Below are 17401 nucleotides of genomic sequence, written 5' to 3' on the forward strand. Positions count from 1 at the left end.
CGCCGTGGACTCGCGGTGCGGACCCTCTCCCCGCTGCCCTCGGCGAGGCCTCCTCAACCCTCCGCCGCCACCCGGGCATACACCCGCTCCGCTCCCCGGGCGCTCGGCAGCGGGCTGAGCCCGAGGCGAACCAGATCCCAGCCCGGCGTCCCGTCCTTCACCACCACCCACCGGCGCGCGACCTGACGGGCGCGGGCCAGCGTCTCCGGCGCGAGCGGGCGCGGATCGGCGAGCCGGCGCACGAGGTCGAAGCCGGAGGCCCCCGCCCGCCCGAAGCGGAACATCGGGTCGAAGGCCACCACGTCGACGCTCCGCTCGGGCAGCGAGGCGAGGAGCGCCGCCGCGTCGGCTCGGACGACCTCCACCCGCCGGGCCGCCTCGAGCTCGCAGCGCGCCAGCCCCTCGGCGGTGAGCGCCGCCAGCGCCGGGGACGCCTCCACCCCCAGCACCCGCCCGCCGGGCCCGGCTGCCGCCGCGGCCACGAGCGCGTCCATGCCCAGCCCGAGCGTCGCGTCGAGCACCGCATCGCCGGGGCGGAGCTGGGCGGCCTCGAGGAAGCCGTCCCGCGTCGAGCGCTCGCCCTGGAGCAGGCGCTTCACCCGCAGCGCGGCCATGCCCGCGCGCCAGGGGTGCTCGGCGCCGTCGAGGTAGAGCGCGGCGCGGCTGCGCGACACGACGAGCAGGGCGTCGGCGCCGCTCGCGGCCGCCACCTCCGCCAGCGGCCGGCCCGTGCGCGCGGCGAAGGGGAGGCCGTGACGCGCCGCGGCGGCGCGGGCGGCGGCGTCGCCGGCGGCATCGAGGGGGGAGGTGACGGCGAGCTGCACGGGAGATCGGCCGGAGGCTCGGGGTTGCGCCGCGGCGGGCGGCTCGGTTAGACTACGAAAAGTTATATAACAGTTATGAAAAAGAGCAACGGCCGCGCGGCCAAGGTCCGCAGCTTCTCCGCTACCGACGAGGACGTCGCCATGCTGGAGGCGGTGGCCGCCTACCACGGCCACACCAAGAGCGGCGCCATCGTCGGCCTGGTCCGGCGCGAGTTCTGGCGCCTCTTCCCCGCCGGGACGGGCGCCATCCGGCCCGCGCACGGCGCGAGGGTGAAGACCTCATGAGCCTGCCCGTCCTTCCCATGCACGACCCGGTGGCGAGCCCCGTCGCCGGCAGCGATCTCTCCCCCGCCTCGGCGCGCGAGCTCCACGAGGAGATCCGGGCCCTGGCGCGCGCGCGCGACGCCGTCATCCTGGCCCACAACTACCAGGTGCCCGAGGTCCAGGCCGTGGCGGACTTCGTGGGGGACTCGCTGCAGCTGGCGGTCGAGGCGCAGAAGGCGGCGCAGTCCACCATCGTGTTCTGCGGCGTCCACTTCATGGCCGAGTCGGCCAAGGTGCTGAACCCGAAGAAGCGCGTGCTCCTCCCGAACCTCTCCGCCGGCTGCTCGCTGGCCGACTCCATCACCGCCGAGACGCTGGAGGACTGGAAGGCGCGCTACCCCGGTCACGCGGTGGTCACCTACGTGAACTCGACGGCGGAGGTGAAGGCGCTCTCGGACATCTGCTGCACGAGCGCCAACGCCGCCAGCGTGGTGCGCTCGCTGCCGCAGCGGAAGATCCTGTTCACCCCCGACAAGAACCTCGGGCGCTGGGTGGCGGCGCAGGTCCCGGAGAAGGAGGTCGTGGTCTACGACGGGTGCTGCCCGGTGCACGACGTCCTGCGGGCCTCCTCGGTGGGCAAGGCGCGCGCTGGCCACCCGGACGCGGTCGTCATCGCGCACCCCGAGTGCCGGCAGGACGTGGTCGAGCTGGCGGACGAGGTCTGCTCCACCACCGCCATGCTCGCGGCGGTGGCGCGCCACCCGGCCGCCAAGACCTTCATCGTGGCGACCGAGCACGGCATCGTGCACCAGCTCCGCCAGCGCTGGCCGGACAAGGAGTTCGTGGTCGCCGACGGCTGCCTCGGCTGCCGCATGCACTGCCCGTACATGAAGATGATCGACCTCGTCATGGTCCGCGACGCGCTCGTGCGCGGCCGGCACGAGGTGGACGTGCCGCCGGACGTGGCCGCGGGGGCGCGCCGCGCCCTGGAGCGCATGATCGCGGTGCCCCGGGACGCCTGATCGGGTGCGACGTGGCGCCCCGGTGTGCCGGAAAGGGGCAGGGTGACCCCCTTCTGATACACTCGCCCCAAGAGAGGGGCGCTTGAGCCAGGTCAATCAGGGCGCCGCCGCCGTGGAGGCCGGCGAGTGCTGGAGGATCGTGAGCGAGCTGTGCGGCGCCGCCGTCCTGACGGTCGACGCCGAGCTGCGCGTCCTCGACGCGAACGTCCTCGCCGCCGACCTGCTCGGCCCGGCGGCGGAGGCGCTCGCCGGCCGCGCCCTCGACGACCTCTTCCCTCCGGCGGTGCGAGCGCGGCAGCGCGCCACCCTCGACCGCGTGCTCGGCCACGGCGGCGGCCCGCGCGCCCGGTGGATGGGCGAGCTCGAGGTGGTGGGCCGGAGCGGCCCGCTGCGCGTCGAGGTCGCCCTCCAGGAGCACGCCGCGGCCCCGCGCCGCTTCACCGCGGTGCTGCGCCCGCTGGCGGGCCGGGTGGTGGCGGACGACGCCCTGGCGCTCGCGGCGCGCTCGCTCTCCGCGCTCACCGGCGACAGCTTCTTCCGCGCGCTGGTCGCCGATCTGGCCGCCGCGCTCCGCGCCGAGTACGTGCTCGCCGCCGAGCTGCTGCCCGGCGGCCGCCGGCTGCGGACGCTCGCCTTCCACGCCGACGGCGCGCTGTCCGGCCCCATCGAGTGCGACATCGCGGGCTCGCCTTGCGAGAACCTGGTGGCGGGGAGCAGCGCCGGGTGGGCGGCCGCCGTGCAGCAGCTCTTCCCGCGCGATCCGCTCCTGGCGGAGCTCGACGCCCGCGCCTGCGTCGGCACCCCGCTGCTCGACAGCGCCGGCACCCGCATCGGCCTCCTGGCCGCGTTCTACCGCGCGGAGCAGCCGGAGCTGGGGCAGGCCCGGGCGCTGCTCGAGATCTTCGCCGCCCGCGCCGGGGCCGAGCTGGAGCGGCAGCAGGCGGAGCGTGCGCTGCGCGCGCGCGAGGAGCGGCTCGAGCTGGCGCTGTGGGGCACCGATCTCGGGCTGTGGGACTGGCGCATCCAGGAGGACACCATCCTCTACGACGCCCAGTACGAGGCGATGCTGGGGTACGCCCCCGGCGACGCGCCGCGGTCGATGCACGAGTGGGAGATCTCGATCCACCCGGACGACCGCGCCGAGGCGACGCGGCGCATCCACGCTCACCTCGAGGGGCGCAGCCCGCACTACGAGAGCACGCACCGGCTCCGCACCGCCGACGGCGGCTGGAAGTGGATCTTCGACCGCGGCAAGGTGGTGGGGCGCGACGACGACGGCAAGCCGCTGCGCATGGTGGGGACTCACCGCGACGTCTCCGACCACCGCCTGCTCGAGGAGCAGCTGCAGCAGTCGCAGAAGATGGACGCCATCGGGCGCCTGGCCGGCGGGGTGGCCCACGACTTCAACAACCTGCTCACCTCCATCCTCTCGGCGGCCGAGTTCGCGGCCGAGGGCGTGCCGGAGGGGTCGCCCGCCCGCGAGGACCTGGGGGTGGTGCGCGAGGCGGCGATGCGCGCCTCGCAGCTCACGCGCCAGCTGCTCGCCTTCGCGCGGAAGCAGGTGGTGGCGCCGCGGGCGGTGTCGCTCAACGCGCTCCTGCTCGAGACCGAGCGGATGCTGCGGCGGATGGTCGGCGAGGACATCGAGATCGCGTGCCGGGTCTCGGCCGACGTCTGGCCGGTCAAGGTCGACCCCTCCCAGCTGCAGCAGGTGCTGGTGAACCTGGCCGTGAACGCCCGCGCCGCCATGCCCCGCGGCGGGCGCCTCACCTTCGAGACGCGCAACGTCCGGATCGCGCCGGACGCGGCCGAGGCGCGCGAGGTCTCCCCGGGCGAGTGGGTGCTGCTGTCGGTGAGCGACACCGGCAGCGGGATGAGCGGCGAGACGCTGGCGCGCATCTTCGAGCCCTTCTTCACCACCAAGGAGGCGGGCCGCGGCACCGGGCTGGGGCTCGCCACCGTGTACGGCACCGTGAAGCAGTCGGGCGGGCACATCTCGGTCGCGAGCGAGCTCGGGCGCGGCACGCGCTTCGACATCCTGCTGCCGCGCGCCGAGGGGGCGCCGGTGGCGGAGCCGGAGCGGCCGGCCGGCACGACCCGCGGCGGCGGCGAGACGGTGCTCCTGGTCGAGGACGACGGCCTGGTGCTGGAGGTGAACGCGCGCGCCCTGTCCGCCCTCGGCTACCACGTGCTCCCCTGCCGGAGCGGCGCCGAGGCGCTGGAGCGCACCCGCGCGCACCCCGCGCACATCGACCTGCTCGTGAGCGACGTGGTGATGCCGCGCATGAGCGGCCCGGCCCTGGCGCGCGCCCTCGAGGCGCTGCGCCCCGGCCTGCGCACGCTCTTCGTGTCCGGCTACGCGGAGGAGCTCACCGCCGCGGCCCCGACCACGGCGGCGTTCCTGCCGAAGCCGTTCACGCCGCGCGCGCTGGCGGTCAAGGTGCGCGAGGTCCTGGAGACGCCGGCCGCCCGGCCGAAGGACACGCTGGCCGGGTGAAGGCGGGGAGGGAGCGGCGCCCGACGCGGGCGCCGCCCGGCCGCGACCCTCCTCAGCGCGCGGCCGACGACCGCAGCTCCTGCACCAGCCGGTCGGCGCGGTAGACCTTCGCGAGCGCCTCCAGGATGGCGGCGCCGTGCACCGCCACCGCCCGGTTCTGCGCGGGGTCGAAGCCGTAGTCCCCGCCGAGCGACTGGATGTTGCCGTCGAAGACGAGCCCCACCACGCGCGCGTCGCGGTCGACCACCGGCGAGCCGGAGTTGCCCCCGATGATGTCGTTGGTGGTCGCCATGTCGAACGGGGTGGCGAGGTCGAGCCGGGCCCGGGCGTCGAGCCAGCTCTGCGGCAGCGCGTACGGCTCGCGGCCGGTCGCCCGCTCGAAGGCGCCGCCGAGCGTGGTGAGCGGCCGCACCTCCCGGCCGTTCTCCTGGTACCCCTTGACGGTGCCGTAGGAGAGCCGCGGCGTGAAGGTCGCGTCGGGGTAGGTGTTCGTCCCCTCCGTCTCGAAGCGCGCCTTCGCGATGAGCTCCGCGTTCCGCTTCGTCACCGCCTCCACGCCGTCCTCGTACCGCTTGCGCACGGCGCGGGCGTCGGGGTCGACGCGCAGCGCCAGCGCGATCATCGCGTCGTCCTCGGCCGCCTTCGCGACGGCGGCCTGGCCGCCCTCCCACAGCTTGCGCCGGTAGCCGACGTCGGCGAGCTTCGTCCCGTTCACCAGCCGCTCGGCCAGCTCCTCCGGCGAGGCCTGGCCCAGCACCTTCTTCACCGCCGGGTCGTCGGCGCCGAGCGCCTCGCGCAGCTTCTCGAGGGAGAAGGCGAGCTGGAACTTCTCGAACTCGGGGTAGATGGGGGCCGGGCTGAACAGCGCCTGGGTGACGGCCGGCAGCGCCGAGTCGCGGAACTCGCGCAGCCGCTGCCCGTTGGGCTTGGGCCGCTCCTCGGCGCCGCGCACGAGCTGCCGGGCGAGGCGGAACAGGTCGCCCGAGAAGGCCAGCCCGCGCTCGAGCTGGTTGAGCGGGCGGCGGAGCTGCTTCAGGTCGGCCTGGGCGCGAGCGATGGCGTCGAAGGCGGGGAGGTACCGCTGCGCGCGCGCGGGGTCCTTCGCCAGGTCGGCGCGGAGCTTCCCCTCGGCCGCCACCTTCGAGGCGAAGAAGGTCTTGTCCTGGAGCGCCTCCAGCCGCCCGCGCAGCGCCTTGTAGCTGTTCTCCACGTAGAAGAGGTCGGCGTTCGAGTGGCGGGCCTGCTCGGCGCCGCGGTGGCGGTACTCGGCGAGCCGGCCGCGCAGCTCGGCCAGGCGCAGGAGCGCGTCCGGCAGGCCGACGTCGCGGGCGTACTCGAGCTGGGCCACCGTGAGCTGGCGGGAGGTGCCGCCGGGGTTGCCCGAGACGAAGGTGAGGTCGCCCTCCTTCGCGCCGCGCTCCGACCAGCGGAAGAAGTGCTCCATCCTGGCCGGCTGGCCGTCCTCGTAGACGCGCAGGAAGGCGACGTCGAGGTCGTAGCGGGGGAACATGAAGTTGTCGGGATCGCCGCCGAAGAACGCGATGGCGAACTCGGGCGCGAACGCGAGCCGCACGTCCTGGTACCGCTTGTACTTGTAGAGGTCGTACACGCCGCCCTGGTAGAGCGTGACCACCTCGCACCGCAGCCGGTCCGAGGTCTGGCACTCCTTCTCCACCCGCGCCATCTCCGCCCGCTGCGCCTCGCCGTACGCGGCCCCCTCCTTGCCGGCGGTGGCGGCGTTCAGCCGGGCGGTGACGTCGGTGATCTCCACGAGCTGGTTCACCTCCAGCGCCGGGCACTTCGGCTCCTCGGCCTGCGTGCGCGCGTAGAACCCGCTCTTCACGTAGTCGCGCTGGCCGGTGGAGAGCTGCTCGATGCAGACGTGCGCGCAGTGGTGGTTCGTCAGCACGAGCCCCTGGCTCGACACGAAGCTCGCCGAGCAGCCCTGGGCCAGCCGCGCCGAGGCGAGCCGGACCTGGTCGAGCCACGCCGGGGTGGGGCGGAACCCGTACTGCTGCTCCACCTTCTGGGAGGGAAAGTTGTTGAAGGTCCACATCCCCTCGTCGGCGCGGGCGGCGCCGAGGCCGGCGGCGAGGGAGAGGGCGGCGGCGAGCATCTTCATGGGCGAGCGGCTCCAGGGCGCGGGAGAGAGGACGAGAGCGCGCATGAGAGCGCGCGGGCGGGGGGTGGTCAAGCGCCTCGCGACGCCCTGCGGCAGCGAGGCGCGAGGGTCTGGCGGTTTGACCGGTCCGGAGGCGCGCGCTATGACCGCCGGGCGATGAATCGACTCAAGGTCCTCGTCTACGTCGCGCTCGTCATCGCCGCGGGCGCCGCCGGCGTCCACCTCTTCTCGCAGTGGGCGGCCGAACGCACGCTGCGCCAGCTCGATCGCGACCTCGCGGCCGCGGCCGGCTCGCTCCAGGGGCGCGCGCCGTCGCTGGGCCCCGACGGGCTCGCCGGCGCCGAGACCCTGCGCGGGCTCCGGCGCGAGCTGGGGGCCGACGTCACCTCCATCTCGGACGGGCGGGTGGTGCAGAGCACCCTCCCGCCCCAGGAGGCGGCGATGGTGGCGAGCGCCGGGCGCGACGCAGGGGGCCGGCCGGCCTCGGCGGGGACGCTCGCGCCGCAGCGGCCGATCTTCGACCTGCCGTTCCCGGTGCCCCCGCTGCCGCTCCTCCTGGTGCAGGCGCCCGCGCACCGCGTGCTCACCGTCCCGTCGCCCGCCGGCGCCGGTCTCGTGGCGCTCTCGGTCTCGACCGCCGCCGCGCTCGGGCCGGTGCTGAGCGGCCAGTGGCTCGGGCTCGCCACCCTGCTCCTCCTCTCCCTGGCCGGCCTCGTCCTCGTCCTCGCCGTGACCGACGAGCAGCGGACGGTGCTGCCGCGCGAGCTGGTGGCCGCCGCCGACCGGGTGGCGCGGGGCGACTTCAGCGCGCGCGCGCCGATCATGGCCGGGCGCCTCGGCACGGTCGCGGCAGCGCTCAACCGCGCCGCCGAGGCGGCGACGGCCGCGGCGGCGCCGCACCCGCCCGCCGCCACCGGCGCCGCGCCGCTCTCGCCCGACCAGCTCGCCGAGCTGCCGGCGCCTCGCCCCCGGCGCGCCCCCGCCCCGCCGCCCCCCACCGCGCCCGAGCCGGAGCCGCTGGCCGCGCTCGACGAGCCCGCCCCGGAGGCCCCGGCCGCCGCCGGGGGCTGGCCCGCGCGCGCCGCCGAGCCCGCGCCGGCCGAGCTGTCGGAGCTCTCGGCGCCGGAGCCGGCGCCGCTGGCCGCCCCGGACCCGCCTCGCGAGGAGGAGGACGCGACCGCGCGCGACTTCTTCGCCGCGCCGGCCGGGGCGTCATCGCTCTTCGACGCCGCGCCGCCCGAGGCGCCGGCCCCGGTCGCTCCCGCGCCGGCCGCCCCGGCGCCGGTCGAGCCCCCCGCCCGCACGCAGGCGTGGGTCGCCGGCGACGAGGACGAGGAGCACTGGAAGGCCACCTACCAGGACTTCCAGCGCGTCCGGGCGGAGTGCGGCGAGGCGCGCGACGGCGTCGGGTACGAGCGGTTCCGGGAGAAGCTGCAGAAGAACCGCGACCAGCTCGTCGAGCGCTACGGCTGCCGCACCGTGCGGTTCCAGGTCTACGTGAAGGAAGGCAAGGCCGCGCTCAAGGCGTCGCCGGTGCGGTAGGGCGCGAGGCCGCGCTCGACCGTCAGTGATCGTCCATGAAGAAGTTCTGCGGCGCCGAGCCCGGCGGCGGCTCGGCCGCGCTGTGCTGCGGCGCGGTGCCGCTCACGAAGGGCACCAGCACGGCGTCGGCCGCGGCGGGGTCGGCGAGCAGACCCGTCTTCGGGTCGACGCGCGCCAGCTCCACGCCCGCCGGCGCCTGGAAGTCCGCCGGCGGCCGGCGCGACAGCGCCTCGCGCATGAAGCTCACCCACGCCGGCAGGGCGGCGCCCGCGCCCGTCTCGTGGGCCCCGAGCGGCTCGTGCGAGTCGAAGCCCACCCAGACGCCCGCCGCGAGCTCGGGAGAGAAGCCCACGAACCACGCGTCGCGGTGGTCCTGCGCGGTGCCGGTCTTCCCCGCCAGCGGGCGGCCCAGCGCCCGCGCGGCCTGGCCGGTGCCGTAGTCGATCACGTCGCGCATCATCGAGGCGAGCACGAAGGCGACCTCCGGCTCGAGCCCGGTCTCCGGGAGCGCCCGCGCCGGGGCCGGGGCCGCCGGGGAGACGGCCGCGGGGGCGCCGTTCGGATCCGCGCTCGGGATGGGCGCCGCCGGGGCGGTCCCGGTCGCCGCCGCCTGGACGACGGCCGGCGCCGGAGCGTAGGCCTCCGGCGCGGCCAGCGGGCGGTGCTCCTCGAGCACCTGCCCCTTGCGATCGCGCACGCGCAGCACGAGCACCGGCCGGGCGGCGAACCCCCGCGCGGCGATGGTGGCGTACGCGTTCACGAGCTCGAGCGGGGTGACCTCGCCCACGCCCAGCGCGAGCGAGAGGGTGCGCGGCAGCTCCTGCTCCACCCCGCTGCGGTGCGCGAACTGGATGACGGCGTCGACCCCCAGCGCGTCGACCAGCTTGGCGGAGACGGTGTTCTTCGAGTGCGCCAGCGCCTGCTTGAGGAGCAGCGGCCCGTCGTAGGCGTCGCGCTCGAAGTTCTGCGGCTTCCACTCCTTGCCGGTCCACGGGTCGCGGTAGAGGTCGGGCGTGTCGTAGACCAGCGTCGCCGGGGTGTAGCGGCGCGACTCGACCGCGGCGCCCCACACGAACGGCTTGAAGGCCGAGCCCGGCTGGCGCTTCGCCTGCAGCGCGCGGTTGAACTGCGAGAGCGCGTAGTCGTAGCCGCCCACCAGCGCGCGGATGCCGCGGCTCGGCACGTCCACCGCGACCAGCGCGCCCTGCACCTTGGGGACCTGCTCCAGCGCGAGCGGGATGGGCTTGCCGGCGCGGGCCAGCTCGGCCGGGCTCACCTTCCCGCCCAGCGCGCGCACCAGCACGACGTCGCCCGGCTTCACGACGTCCTTCATGCGGCGCGGGGAGGCGGTGGCGGAGGCCGGGTTGTACTTGCGCGCCCACCCGACGTCGGCGAGCGTCAGCGTGCCGCGGGCGTCGCCGAGGTCCACCTGCGCCGAGCGGTCGGTCACCTGCGTGACGAGCCCGTCGTAGAGGTGCTCGGGCAGGAGCGGCTTCACGCGCATCATGCGGCGCACGTCGCCGTGGTTCTCGGCGCCGGGCTCGACGTCGTCGGGGGAGACGCGGCCCAGGTCCCAGACCAGCACCTCGCCCGCGCGCGGCTGCGCCGCCTTGAGCCGCTCCCGCCAGAGCGGCATGGCGCCCGTCACCTGGCCCGGCTCGAGGTGGGCCACCGCCCCGCGCCAGCCCTGGCGCTTGTCCACCGCGCGGAGCTGCGCCTCCATCGCCTCCTCGGCCGCCCGCTGCTGCTGCGGGTCCATCGCCACGTCCACCACCAGCCCGTCGGTCTCGACGCGATCCGCCCCGTACGCCTCGTCCAGGTAGCGCCGGACCGCGTCCGCGTACCAGGCGCCCGGCGGGTCCTCGTCGCGCCGGGCGACGGCGATGGGCCTCGCCATCTCCGCCTCGGCCACCTGGCGCGAGATGAAGCCCTCCTCCGCCATGCGGCGCAGCACGTACTTCTGGCGCTCCTTGGCCGCCTGCGGGTGCTTCACCGGCGAGAGCCGCTCGGGGGACTGCACCACGCCCGCGATCATGGCCGCCTCACCCACCGTGAGCTGGCGCACGCCCTTGCCGAAGTAGAAGCGGGAGGCCTCCTCGACGCCGTAGCGCCGGTGCCCGAAGTAGATCTGGTTGAGGTACAGGAAGAGGATCTCGTCCTTGGAGAGGTTCCGCTCCAGCCGCGGGGCGAGCACGAGCTCCTTGAGCTTGCGCTTCGGGCGCCACTCGCTCTGGAGCAGGAACGTCTTCACCACCTGCTGCGTGATGGTCGAGCCGCCGCAGCCGAAGTGCCCGCGGAACACCCCCTTCACCGCGCAGCGGGCGATGGCGAGGTAGTTGACGCCGCCGTGCTCGTAGAACTTGGCGTCCTCCGAGGCGAGCACCGCCTTCTTGACCACGTCCGGGATCTGCTCGAACGGCACCACCGTCCGCCGCTCGCGCGCGAACTCGAAGACCTCGCTGCCGTCCACCCCGTAGACGCGGGTGGCGAGCAGCGGCTGGTAGTCCTTGAGCGTGTCGAAGGCCGGGAGCCCGTGGGTGGCCCCCCACAGGAACCCCCCGCCGCCCAGGCCGAGCAGGGCGATCGCGAGGGCGGCGAGCGGTCGCCGGTGGCGGCCGAGCGCGCCGCGGACGCGCGCGAGGGGAGAGGGGAGGGCGAGCGGGGTCACGGCCGAGACGTGCTGGACAGGCGTTTCCAAGGCGCACCGAACCTATACGACAAACGGGCGGGCAGGGAATTCCGCCCGGTGCCCGGCCGGGCAGGCGCGGGCGGCGGCGCCCGGCCGGGGTGGGCCGCCGCGAGGTTTTCCTTTGACACGCGCGGCGAACGGAGGGAGATCACCCCCCATTCCCAAGGACACGCCGTCGAAGGAGAAGAAATGAATCGCATCTTCCTGCTTTCGCTTTGCATGACCGCGCTCGTCGCGGCGGGCTGTCCCTCGAAGCCCCAGAACGGTGAGTGCAAGTCGAGCGACGACTGCAAGGACCAGCAGGGCTACGGCAAGGTGTGCGTGCAGGGCCGCTGCCAGGAGTGCGGCGCCGACACGGACTGCCAGGCCGGGTTCGTCTGCAAGGAGAACAAGTGCGCCCCGCGCCCCGAGTGCTCCCAGGACGCCGACTGCGGCGCCGGCAAGGCTTGCCAGGCGGGCCGCTGCATCGCCGCCGCCCCGAAGGCGGAGTGTGACAGCGACGCGCAGTGCGGCGCGAACCAGAGCTGCCAGGCCGGCAAGTGCGTCGCCAAGGCGGCGCCCTCGGGCGCCGAGGCGGCCGCCGCGTGCACCGGCGAGGCGCACGCGGTCCACTTCGCTTTCAACAAGGCCGATCTCGACGCCGACGCGCGCGGCACGCTCGACACCATGGCGGCGTGCCTGAAGGCGGCCGGCAACGTCGCGCTCTCGGTCGAGGGTCACTGCGACGAGCGCGGCACGACCGAGTACAACCTCCACCTCGGCGAGCGCCGGGCCGAGTCGGTCCGGAAGTACCTCGTGAACCTGGGCGTCGACGCCAAGTCCGTGAAGGCGGTCAGCTACGGCAAGGAGCGCCCGGTGTGCAGCGAGGCCACCGAGGACTGCTACGCGAAGAACCGCCGCGGCGTCGTGACGCCGGGTGGGGCCAACCGCTCGTGAAGCGAGCCTCGCTCCTCGCCCTCCTCCTCGCCTCCGCCTGCTGGGTCCCCGTCGAGCGGGGCCGGCAGATGGAGGCGCGCATCCAGAGGCTGGAGGGCGAGAGCGAGCTCTCGGCGCGGCAGCTGGAAGAGCAGCGCGCCGTGCTGCGCGACCGGATCGCCGCGGCGGACGGGAAGATCGCCGAGGTCCAGAAGAAGCTCGACGAGCTCAACGCCACCGCGCACCGGACCGGCGCCGACCTGGCGGTGAACCAGGACCGCCTGGTCGAGGACGTGCGCCGGCTCTCCGGGACCCTGGAGGAGCTGGCGCACCGCCTCGATCTCGTCGATCAGGCGCTGGCGCAGCAGAAGAGCGACACCGACGCGCGCTTCGCCGCCCTCAAGGGCTCCGGCGCGCTCGACGAGCTCGAGGCCCGGCGGAAGGTGGAGCAGCTCAAGCTCCCCTCCGACAAGGGCGAGTTCCTCGCCCTGGCGCAGGCCCAGGAGGCCAAGGGAGAGCGCGCGGTCGCCCGCGTGCTCTACGAGGACTTCGTGAAGCGCTGGCCGAGCGACCCCCGCGCGGCCGACGCCCACTTCCGCCTGGGCGAGCTGTGGTACGGGGACAAGCGCTGGCGCGAGGCCATCCTCGAGTACGGCAAGGTGGCGCAGGACTTCCCCCGCTCGGACAAGGCCCCGGACGCGCTCCTGCGCACCGGCGAGTCGATGCTGGCGCTCGACCTCAAGGACGACGCGCGCGGCCTGTTCGAGGAGGTGGTGAGCCGGTACCCGCGCTCGACCGCCGCCCAGCGCGCCAAGGCGCGCCTGCACGACCTCGCGGCCGGCGGCAAGAAGAAGCCGGCCCCGAAGAGGCGCTGACCGGCTGCGCAGGCGCGGCCGTCAGTCGACGGGGAGGCTCTTCCCGTCGAAAGGCCTCACCGGGATCGAGGCCACGTCGACGCCCTCGAGGCAGCGCACGTTGACCGCCACCATCGGCGTGCCGTCCGGCTGCGCGCCGCGCGCGAAGGATCGGATGCCGCAGCGGCTGCAGAAGAGGTGGTGGATCTTGCGCTTGCCGAACTGGTAATCCGAGAGCGCCTCCTGACCGCCGAGGAGCTCGAAGTCCGCGGCCGGGGCGAAGGCGAGCAGCGTGCCGGTCTTGGAGCAGATGGAGCAGTTGCACGCCGCCACCCGCTCCAGCTTCATCTTCACGCGGTAGCGCACCGCGCCGCAGTGGCAGCCCCCGCTGTACGTCGTGGTCTCGCTCATGAGCTCCTCCTCCGCCGCGGAGGCTTAACCCCACCGCGGCGCCGGTTCCACCCGCGCGTCGCCGTCAGTCCTCCTCGTCCGGCAGGCTCAGCGCCGGGTCGCGCCCCTCGTCCTGCAGGCTCCACTGGGCGATGCGCTTCATCACCGTGCTCTTCGCGATGGCGAGCTCCTTCACCACCGCGGCGCGCTTGCCGCGGTGGCGCCGCAGGGAGAGGCGGATCGCCTCGCGCTCCAGGTCCTCCATGGTGAGGCCGCGCACGAACAGGGTGTCGTGGTCGCCGGCGCCGGCCGAGGCGCCGCGCGCGTCCTCGAAGGTGACGGCGGAGGGCGGGATGACGAGGCCCTGCCCCCGGAAGAGCAGCGCCCGCTGCACCACGTTCTTGAGCTGTCGCACGTTCCCTGGCCACTCGTAGCGGGAGAGCTTCTCGAGCGCCTCGTCGGAGAAGCGCACCGGGAGCCCGCGCGGCGCCGCGCGGGCGAGGAAGTGCGCCGCCAGCGGGCCCACGTCGCCCGCGCGCGCGCGCAGCGGCGGGATGGTGAGCGGCACCACGCACAGCCGGTAGTACAGGTCCTCGCGGAACTTGCCGGCGCGGACCTGGGCCTGCAGGTCGCGGTGGGTGGCCGCCACGATCCGGACGTTCACGGTGAGCGGCCGGGAGGCGCCCACCCGCTTCACCTCGCCCAGCTCCAGCGTGCGGAGCAGCTTCGGCTGCAGGTCGATGGGCAGCTCGCCGATCTCGTCCAGGAAGATGGTCCCGCCGTCCGCCTCCTCGAAGGCGCCCTTGCGCAGCCGGTCGGCGCCGGAGAAGGCGCCCTTCTCGTGCCCGAACAGCTCGCTCTCGATGAGCGACTCGGCGATGGCGGAGCAGTTGACGGGGATGAAGGCGCGGTCGCGGCGGCTCGAGAGCCGGTGCAGCGCGCGCGCGACGAGCTCCTTCCCCGTGCCGGTCTCGCCCAGGATGGTCACCGCCGCGTCGGAGGGGGCGACCCGCTCGACGAGCTCGAAGAGCTGCCGCAGGGCCGGCGCCCCGGAGATCATGCCCTCGAAGGCGGCCTCCGCCGGGCGCGGCCGCGCCGCGCCCTCCAGCACGAGCTCGCTGTCCCCCAGCGCCACCGCCAGCCCCGGCGCGAGCTCCGCCTCCGCCACCCGCAGCCCGCCCACCAGCGTGCCGTTGGTGGAGCCGAGGTCGCGCAGGTGCCAGCGCGCCCCCCGGCGCTCCAGCCGCAGGTGCCGCGCCGAGACGAACGGGTCGTCGAGCACCACGTCGGCCGAGGGGTCCTTGCCGACCACCAGCCGGTCGCCGTCGAGGTCGATCACGCGCTCGCGGGCCCGCTCGCGGATGCGCAGGCGCGCCGCCGGGGCCGGCTCCGGGCCGGCCGCCCGCAGGGCCGTCAGGCCGCCGCGCCGGGTGAGCCCGTCGTCGCCCCCGGGGCCGGCGCGGAAGAGCGCGCGCCAGGCGCCGAGCGCGATCTCGGTGCCGTCGGTGAGCGGGGCCTCGCTCCTCACCTCGGCGCCGACGCGCGTCCCGCGCCCGGAGCGGTCGACGAGCACGAAGCCGTCGCCGCGCCGCTCGACCTCGGCCTGCAGCCGCGACAGGGCGGGGTCGGGGAGGCAGACGTCGCAGTCGGGGGCGCGCCCCACGCTGGTGCGATCGGCGAGCGCCACGCGCAGGAGCTCCTCGCCGTGGCGGAAGAAGGCGAGCTCGGGCATCCCCCGACGTTAGCGCAGCCCAGCCGGATAGTGAAGCGATCGATCGCTCCGCCGATCACGGACCGTGCACGAGCTCCTCGAAGTCCGGCCGACCCTTCAGCGCGTCGAACATGGGGTCCGAGGCGAGCCACTGGCGCACCTTGCCGCCGTCGGTGGCGAGGGCCCGGCGCAGCGCGTCCAGCGCCGGGGCGGGGCGGCCCCACAGCGCGTACAGCGCCGCCAGGTTGTAGTTGAGGAGCAGGTCGTCCGGGGACAGCTCGCCCGCCCGGGCGTAAGCGCGCTCCGCCTCGGCGTAGAACCCCTTCTGCGCGTAGCAGATGCCGAGGTCGAGGTGCGCCTCGAAGCCGTCGGGCTCGAGCCGCACCACCTCCTTGAGCAGCGCGATCGCCTCGCGGTAGTCGCCCTCGTCCATGAGCAGCGCCGCCAGCTCGTGGCGCGGGAACGGATCGGCGGGGGCCAGCTCCACGGCGACCTCGAGCTCCTTCCTGGCCTCCTCGGGCTTCCCCTGGTCGGCCCAGGTCAGGCCGAGGTTCAGGTGCGCGTCGGGGTACTCGGGGTCGAGCTGGATGGCCTGCTGGTACTCGGCCACCGCCATGTCCGGCCCGTGCGTGGCGAGGAAGCAGGCCAGGTTGTAGTGCGCGGTGGCGCTCTCCGGCTCGAGGGCGAGCGCGGTGAGGTACTCCTGGAGCGCCTCGCGGTGCAGCTTCTTCTCGGAGTAGACGGTGGCGAGGTTGTCGTGCGCGTGCGCGGAGCGCGGGTCGAGCTCGATGGCCTTCAGGAACTCCTTGATGGCCTCGTCCAGCCAGCCGCGGTCGGCCAGCTCGATGCCGCGCGCGTTGTGCGCGTCGGAGAGGGCGGTGGGATCGCGGTCGCGGCTCACGCGTCGAGTCTAGCCGCCCGGCGGCCGGCGCGCAGGTCCGCAGCATGCGCGTTGACGGCCCGGGCGCCGATCGGCATGCTCCTCCCCCTTCCCGCACCTCGGATCGCGATGGCCCTCTACACGCCCCTCTCCGACGCGCAGCTCGCGCAGGTCCTGTCGCGCTACGGCCTGCCGCCGCCGGAGCGCGCGCTGCCCGAGCCGAAGGGGAGCGTCAACACGAACTACCACCTGTGGTCGGGCGGGCGGCGCTGGTTCCTGCGGCTCAACGAGGGGAAGACCGTCGAGGACGTGGCGTTCGAGGCGGAGGTGCTGCGCTTCCTGGCGCGGGAGGGCTTCCCGGGGGCGCCGCTCGTGCTCACCCGCGACGGCGCGGCGCAGACCGAGGTCGCCGGCCGGCCGGCCATGCTGTTCGCCTTCGCGGAGGGCGAGGAGCTGGAGCGCGCCGACGTGACGCCCGCCCGCTGCGAGCGCATCGGCGCAGAGCTCGGGCGCCTGCACGCGCTGGCGCCGCGCTTCGCGCCGGCGCGGCCGAACCCGTACCGCTGGGCGCGGGTGGACGCCTGGCTGCGCGAGCTGGGGCCGGAGGGCGACGGCGACCCCCTGGTCGCGGCCGCCATGCCCATGCTGCTCGACGAGCTGGCGCACGCGCGCACCCTGCCGCCCGGCCCGGCCGGCCTGGTCCACGGCGACCTGTTCCTCGACAACGTGCTGTGGGTGGGCGAGCGGGTCTCGGCCCTGCTCGACTGGGAGATGAGCTGCGTCGACGCCTTCGCCTACGACCTCGGCGTGGCCGTGAACGCGTGGTGCTACGGCGAGCGGCACGAGCCGGCGCTGGCGCGGGCACTGCTGGCCGGCTACCAGGCGGAGCGCCCCCTCGACGCCGCCACCGCCGGCGCGCTCTACGCGCACACCCGCTACGTGGCGCTGCGCTACACCGCCTCCCGCATCCACGCGTTCCACCGCGCGACGCTCTCGGCCGACCGGCTGGCCTGGAAGGACTGGACGCGCTACCGGGACCGCCTGGCGGCGCTGCGCGCGCTCGGCGAGCCCGCCTTCCGCGCGCTCCTGGGCCTGTAGCGGCGAGCGTAGGGGCAGCCGAAGGAGGCTGCTACAACCCGCTGACGAACTTCCACTGCCCGTCCTCGCGGACGAGCTGCATGCGCTGGGTGTCGCTGGCGGACTTCGCCACCTCGCCGGTCCGGGTCTGGATCCGGAAGTGCTCGTCGTAGAAGACGTAGGCCGCCGCGCGGTCGCCCTTCACCTCGACCCGGCGGACGCCGATGTCGAGCCGCAGCGCGGTGATCTTCGCGTAGTCGGCGGTGAGGCGCTTCACGAGCTGCGGGTAGTCGATGTCGTCGGCGGGGTCGGGGGTGCCGGCGTCGTCGAAGTACTGGCTGGAGGCGAGCGCCAGCACCGCCGGGGCGTCGCGCCGCTCCGCCGCCTGGCGGTAGGCCTCGATGGTCGCCACGATCGCGCGCGTGTCGGGCGTGTCGTCGATGGTGGTGCCGGGGATGCGGTGGGCCCCGCAGGCGAGCGCGAGGACGGCCAGGGTCGCGGCGAGGGAGCGCATGCCGCGTTTAAAGCGCGCCCGGCCTGCGCGCGTCAACTGCGGCGTGGCCCGGCCGGTGCCCGGCCGGCGCGCCGCCCGGGGCTCGCGAGGCGGGCCGGCG

Annotated in this window: 14 protein-coding genes; 7 read left to right on the forward strand and 7 right to left on the reverse strand. The window is 74.9% G+C overall.

Features of this window, described 5'->3' with window-relative positions; all coding sequences use genetic code 11:
- Positions 1-53: 53 nt before the first annotated feature.
- Positions 54-824, reverse strand: a complete 771-nt coding sequence (locus HWY08_RS03245; RefSeq protein ID WP_176062917.1) for a class I SAM-dependent methyltransferase — start codon at positions 822-824, stop codon at positions 54-56.
- Positions 825-899: 75 nt separating this feature from the next.
- Between HWY08_RS03245 and HWY08_RS03250 the strand changes: the two genes are divergently transcribed.
- The 3 genes from HWY08_RS03250 (at position 900) to HWY08_RS03260 (ending at position 4607) form a co-directional block, all read left to right on the forward strand.
- Positions 900-1109: a hypothetical protein gene (locus HWY08_RS03250; RefSeq protein WP_176062919.1), complete on the forward strand. Its 210-nt coding sequence runs from the start codon at positions 900-902 to the stop codon at positions 1107-1109.
- A complete protein-coding gene (gene nadA / locus HWY08_RS03255; protein ID WP_176062921.1) occupies positions 1106-2110 on the forward strand; it encodes a quinolinate synthase NadA in 1005 nt (334 codons plus the stop codon). Before HWY08_RS03250 ends, nadA begins: the two co-directional genes overlap by 4 nt.
- An 82-nt stretch (positions 2111-2192) precedes the next feature.
- Entirely contained in the window at positions 2193-4607 is a 2415-nt protein-coding gene (locus HWY08_RS03260; RefSeq protein WP_176062923.1) for a PAS domain-containing protein, read from the forward strand.
- 52 nt (positions 4608-4659) lie between these two features.
- Here HWY08_RS03260 and HWY08_RS03265 read toward each other — a convergent pair whose 3' ends face one another.
- Positions 4660-6729 carry a S46 family peptidase gene (locus tag HWY08_RS03265; protein WP_176062925.1) on the reverse strand — a complete coding sequence of 690 codons (2070 nt, stop codon included), beginning with the start codon at positions 6727-6729 and terminating at the stop codon, positions 4660-4662.
- A 156-nt stretch (positions 6730-6885) separates the two neighbouring features.
- On the opposite strand from HWY08_RS03265, the gene HWY08_RS03270 reads away from it, so the two are divergent.
- Positions 6886-8271 carry an MXAN_5187 family protein gene (locus HWY08_RS03270; protein ID WP_176062928.1) on the forward strand — a complete coding sequence of 462 codons (1386 nt, stop codon included), beginning with the start codon at positions 6886-6888 and terminating at the stop codon, positions 8269-8271.
- Between the two features lie 22 nt (positions 8272-8293).
- Here HWY08_RS03270 and HWY08_RS03275 read toward each other — a convergent pair whose 3' ends face one another.
- A complete protein-coding gene (locus HWY08_RS03275) occupies positions 8294-10969 on the reverse strand; it encodes a penicillin-binding protein 1A (protein WP_176062930.1) in 2676 nt (891 codons plus the stop codon).
- Between the two features lie 180 nt (positions 10970-11149).
- Here HWY08_RS03275 and HWY08_RS03280 point away from each other — a divergent pair, with 180 nt between their 5' ends.
- Positions 11150-11896 carry an OmpA family protein gene (locus tag HWY08_RS03280; protein WP_176062932.1) on the forward strand — a complete coding sequence of 249 codons (747 nt, stop codon included), beginning with the start codon at positions 11150-11152 and terminating at the stop codon, positions 11894-11896.
- On the forward strand, positions 11893-12750 hold the full coding sequence (ybgF, locus tag HWY08_RS03285; RefSeq protein ID WP_235969429.1) for a tol-pal system protein YbgF: 858 nt from the start codon (positions 11893-11895) through the stop codon (positions 12748-12750). The genes HWY08_RS03280 and ybgF overlap by 4 nt, the downstream gene beginning before the upstream one ends.
- Before the next feature lie 21 nt (positions 12751-12771).
- Here the strand turns inward: ybgF and HWY08_RS03290 are convergent, their stop codons facing one another.
- The 3 genes from HWY08_RS03290 to HWY08_RS03300 all read right to left on the reverse strand — a co-directional run bounded on the left by HWY08_RS03290 (position 12772) and on the right by HWY08_RS03300 (position 15731).
- Entirely contained in the window at positions 12772-13140 is a 369-nt protein-coding gene (locus HWY08_RS03290) for a GFA family protein (protein WP_176062934.1), read from the reverse strand.
- A gap of 64 nt (positions 13141-13204) precedes the next feature.
- On the reverse strand, positions 13205-14851 hold the full coding sequence (locus tag HWY08_RS03295; protein ID WP_176062936.1) for a sigma 54-interacting transcriptional regulator: 1647 nt from the start codon (positions 14849-14851) through the stop codon (positions 13205-13207).
- A gap of 55 nt (positions 14852-14906) precedes the next feature.
- On the reverse strand, positions 14907-15731 hold the full coding sequence (locus HWY08_RS03300) for a tetratricopeptide repeat protein (protein WP_176062938.1): 825 nt from the start codon (positions 15729-15731) through the stop codon (positions 14907-14909).
- Between the two features lie 108 nt (positions 15732-15839).
- Here HWY08_RS03300 and HWY08_RS03305 point away from each other — a divergent pair, with 108 nt between their 5' ends.
- Positions 15840-16808: a homoserine kinase gene (locus tag HWY08_RS03305; protein WP_176062940.1), complete on the forward strand. Its 969-nt coding sequence runs from the start codon at positions 15840-15842 to the stop codon at positions 16806-16808.
- A 31-nt stretch (positions 16809-16839) separates the two neighbouring features.
- Here the strand turns inward: HWY08_RS03305 and HWY08_RS03310 are convergent, their stop codons facing one another.
- The gene (locus HWY08_RS03310; protein WP_176062942.1) at positions 16840-17301 is read right to left on the reverse strand and encodes a nuclear transport factor 2 family protein; all 462 of its coding nucleotides are present in this window, start codon (positions 17299-17301) and stop codon (positions 16840-16842) included.
- Positions 17302-17401 lie beyond the last annotated feature (100 nt).

This window comes from Anaeromyxobacter diazotrophicus (assembly GCF_013340205.1).
In the GTDB taxonomy this organism is placed as follows: domain Bacteria; phylum Myxococcota; class Myxococcia; order Myxococcales; family Anaeromyxobacteraceae; genus Anaeromyxobacter_A; species Anaeromyxobacter_A diazotrophicus.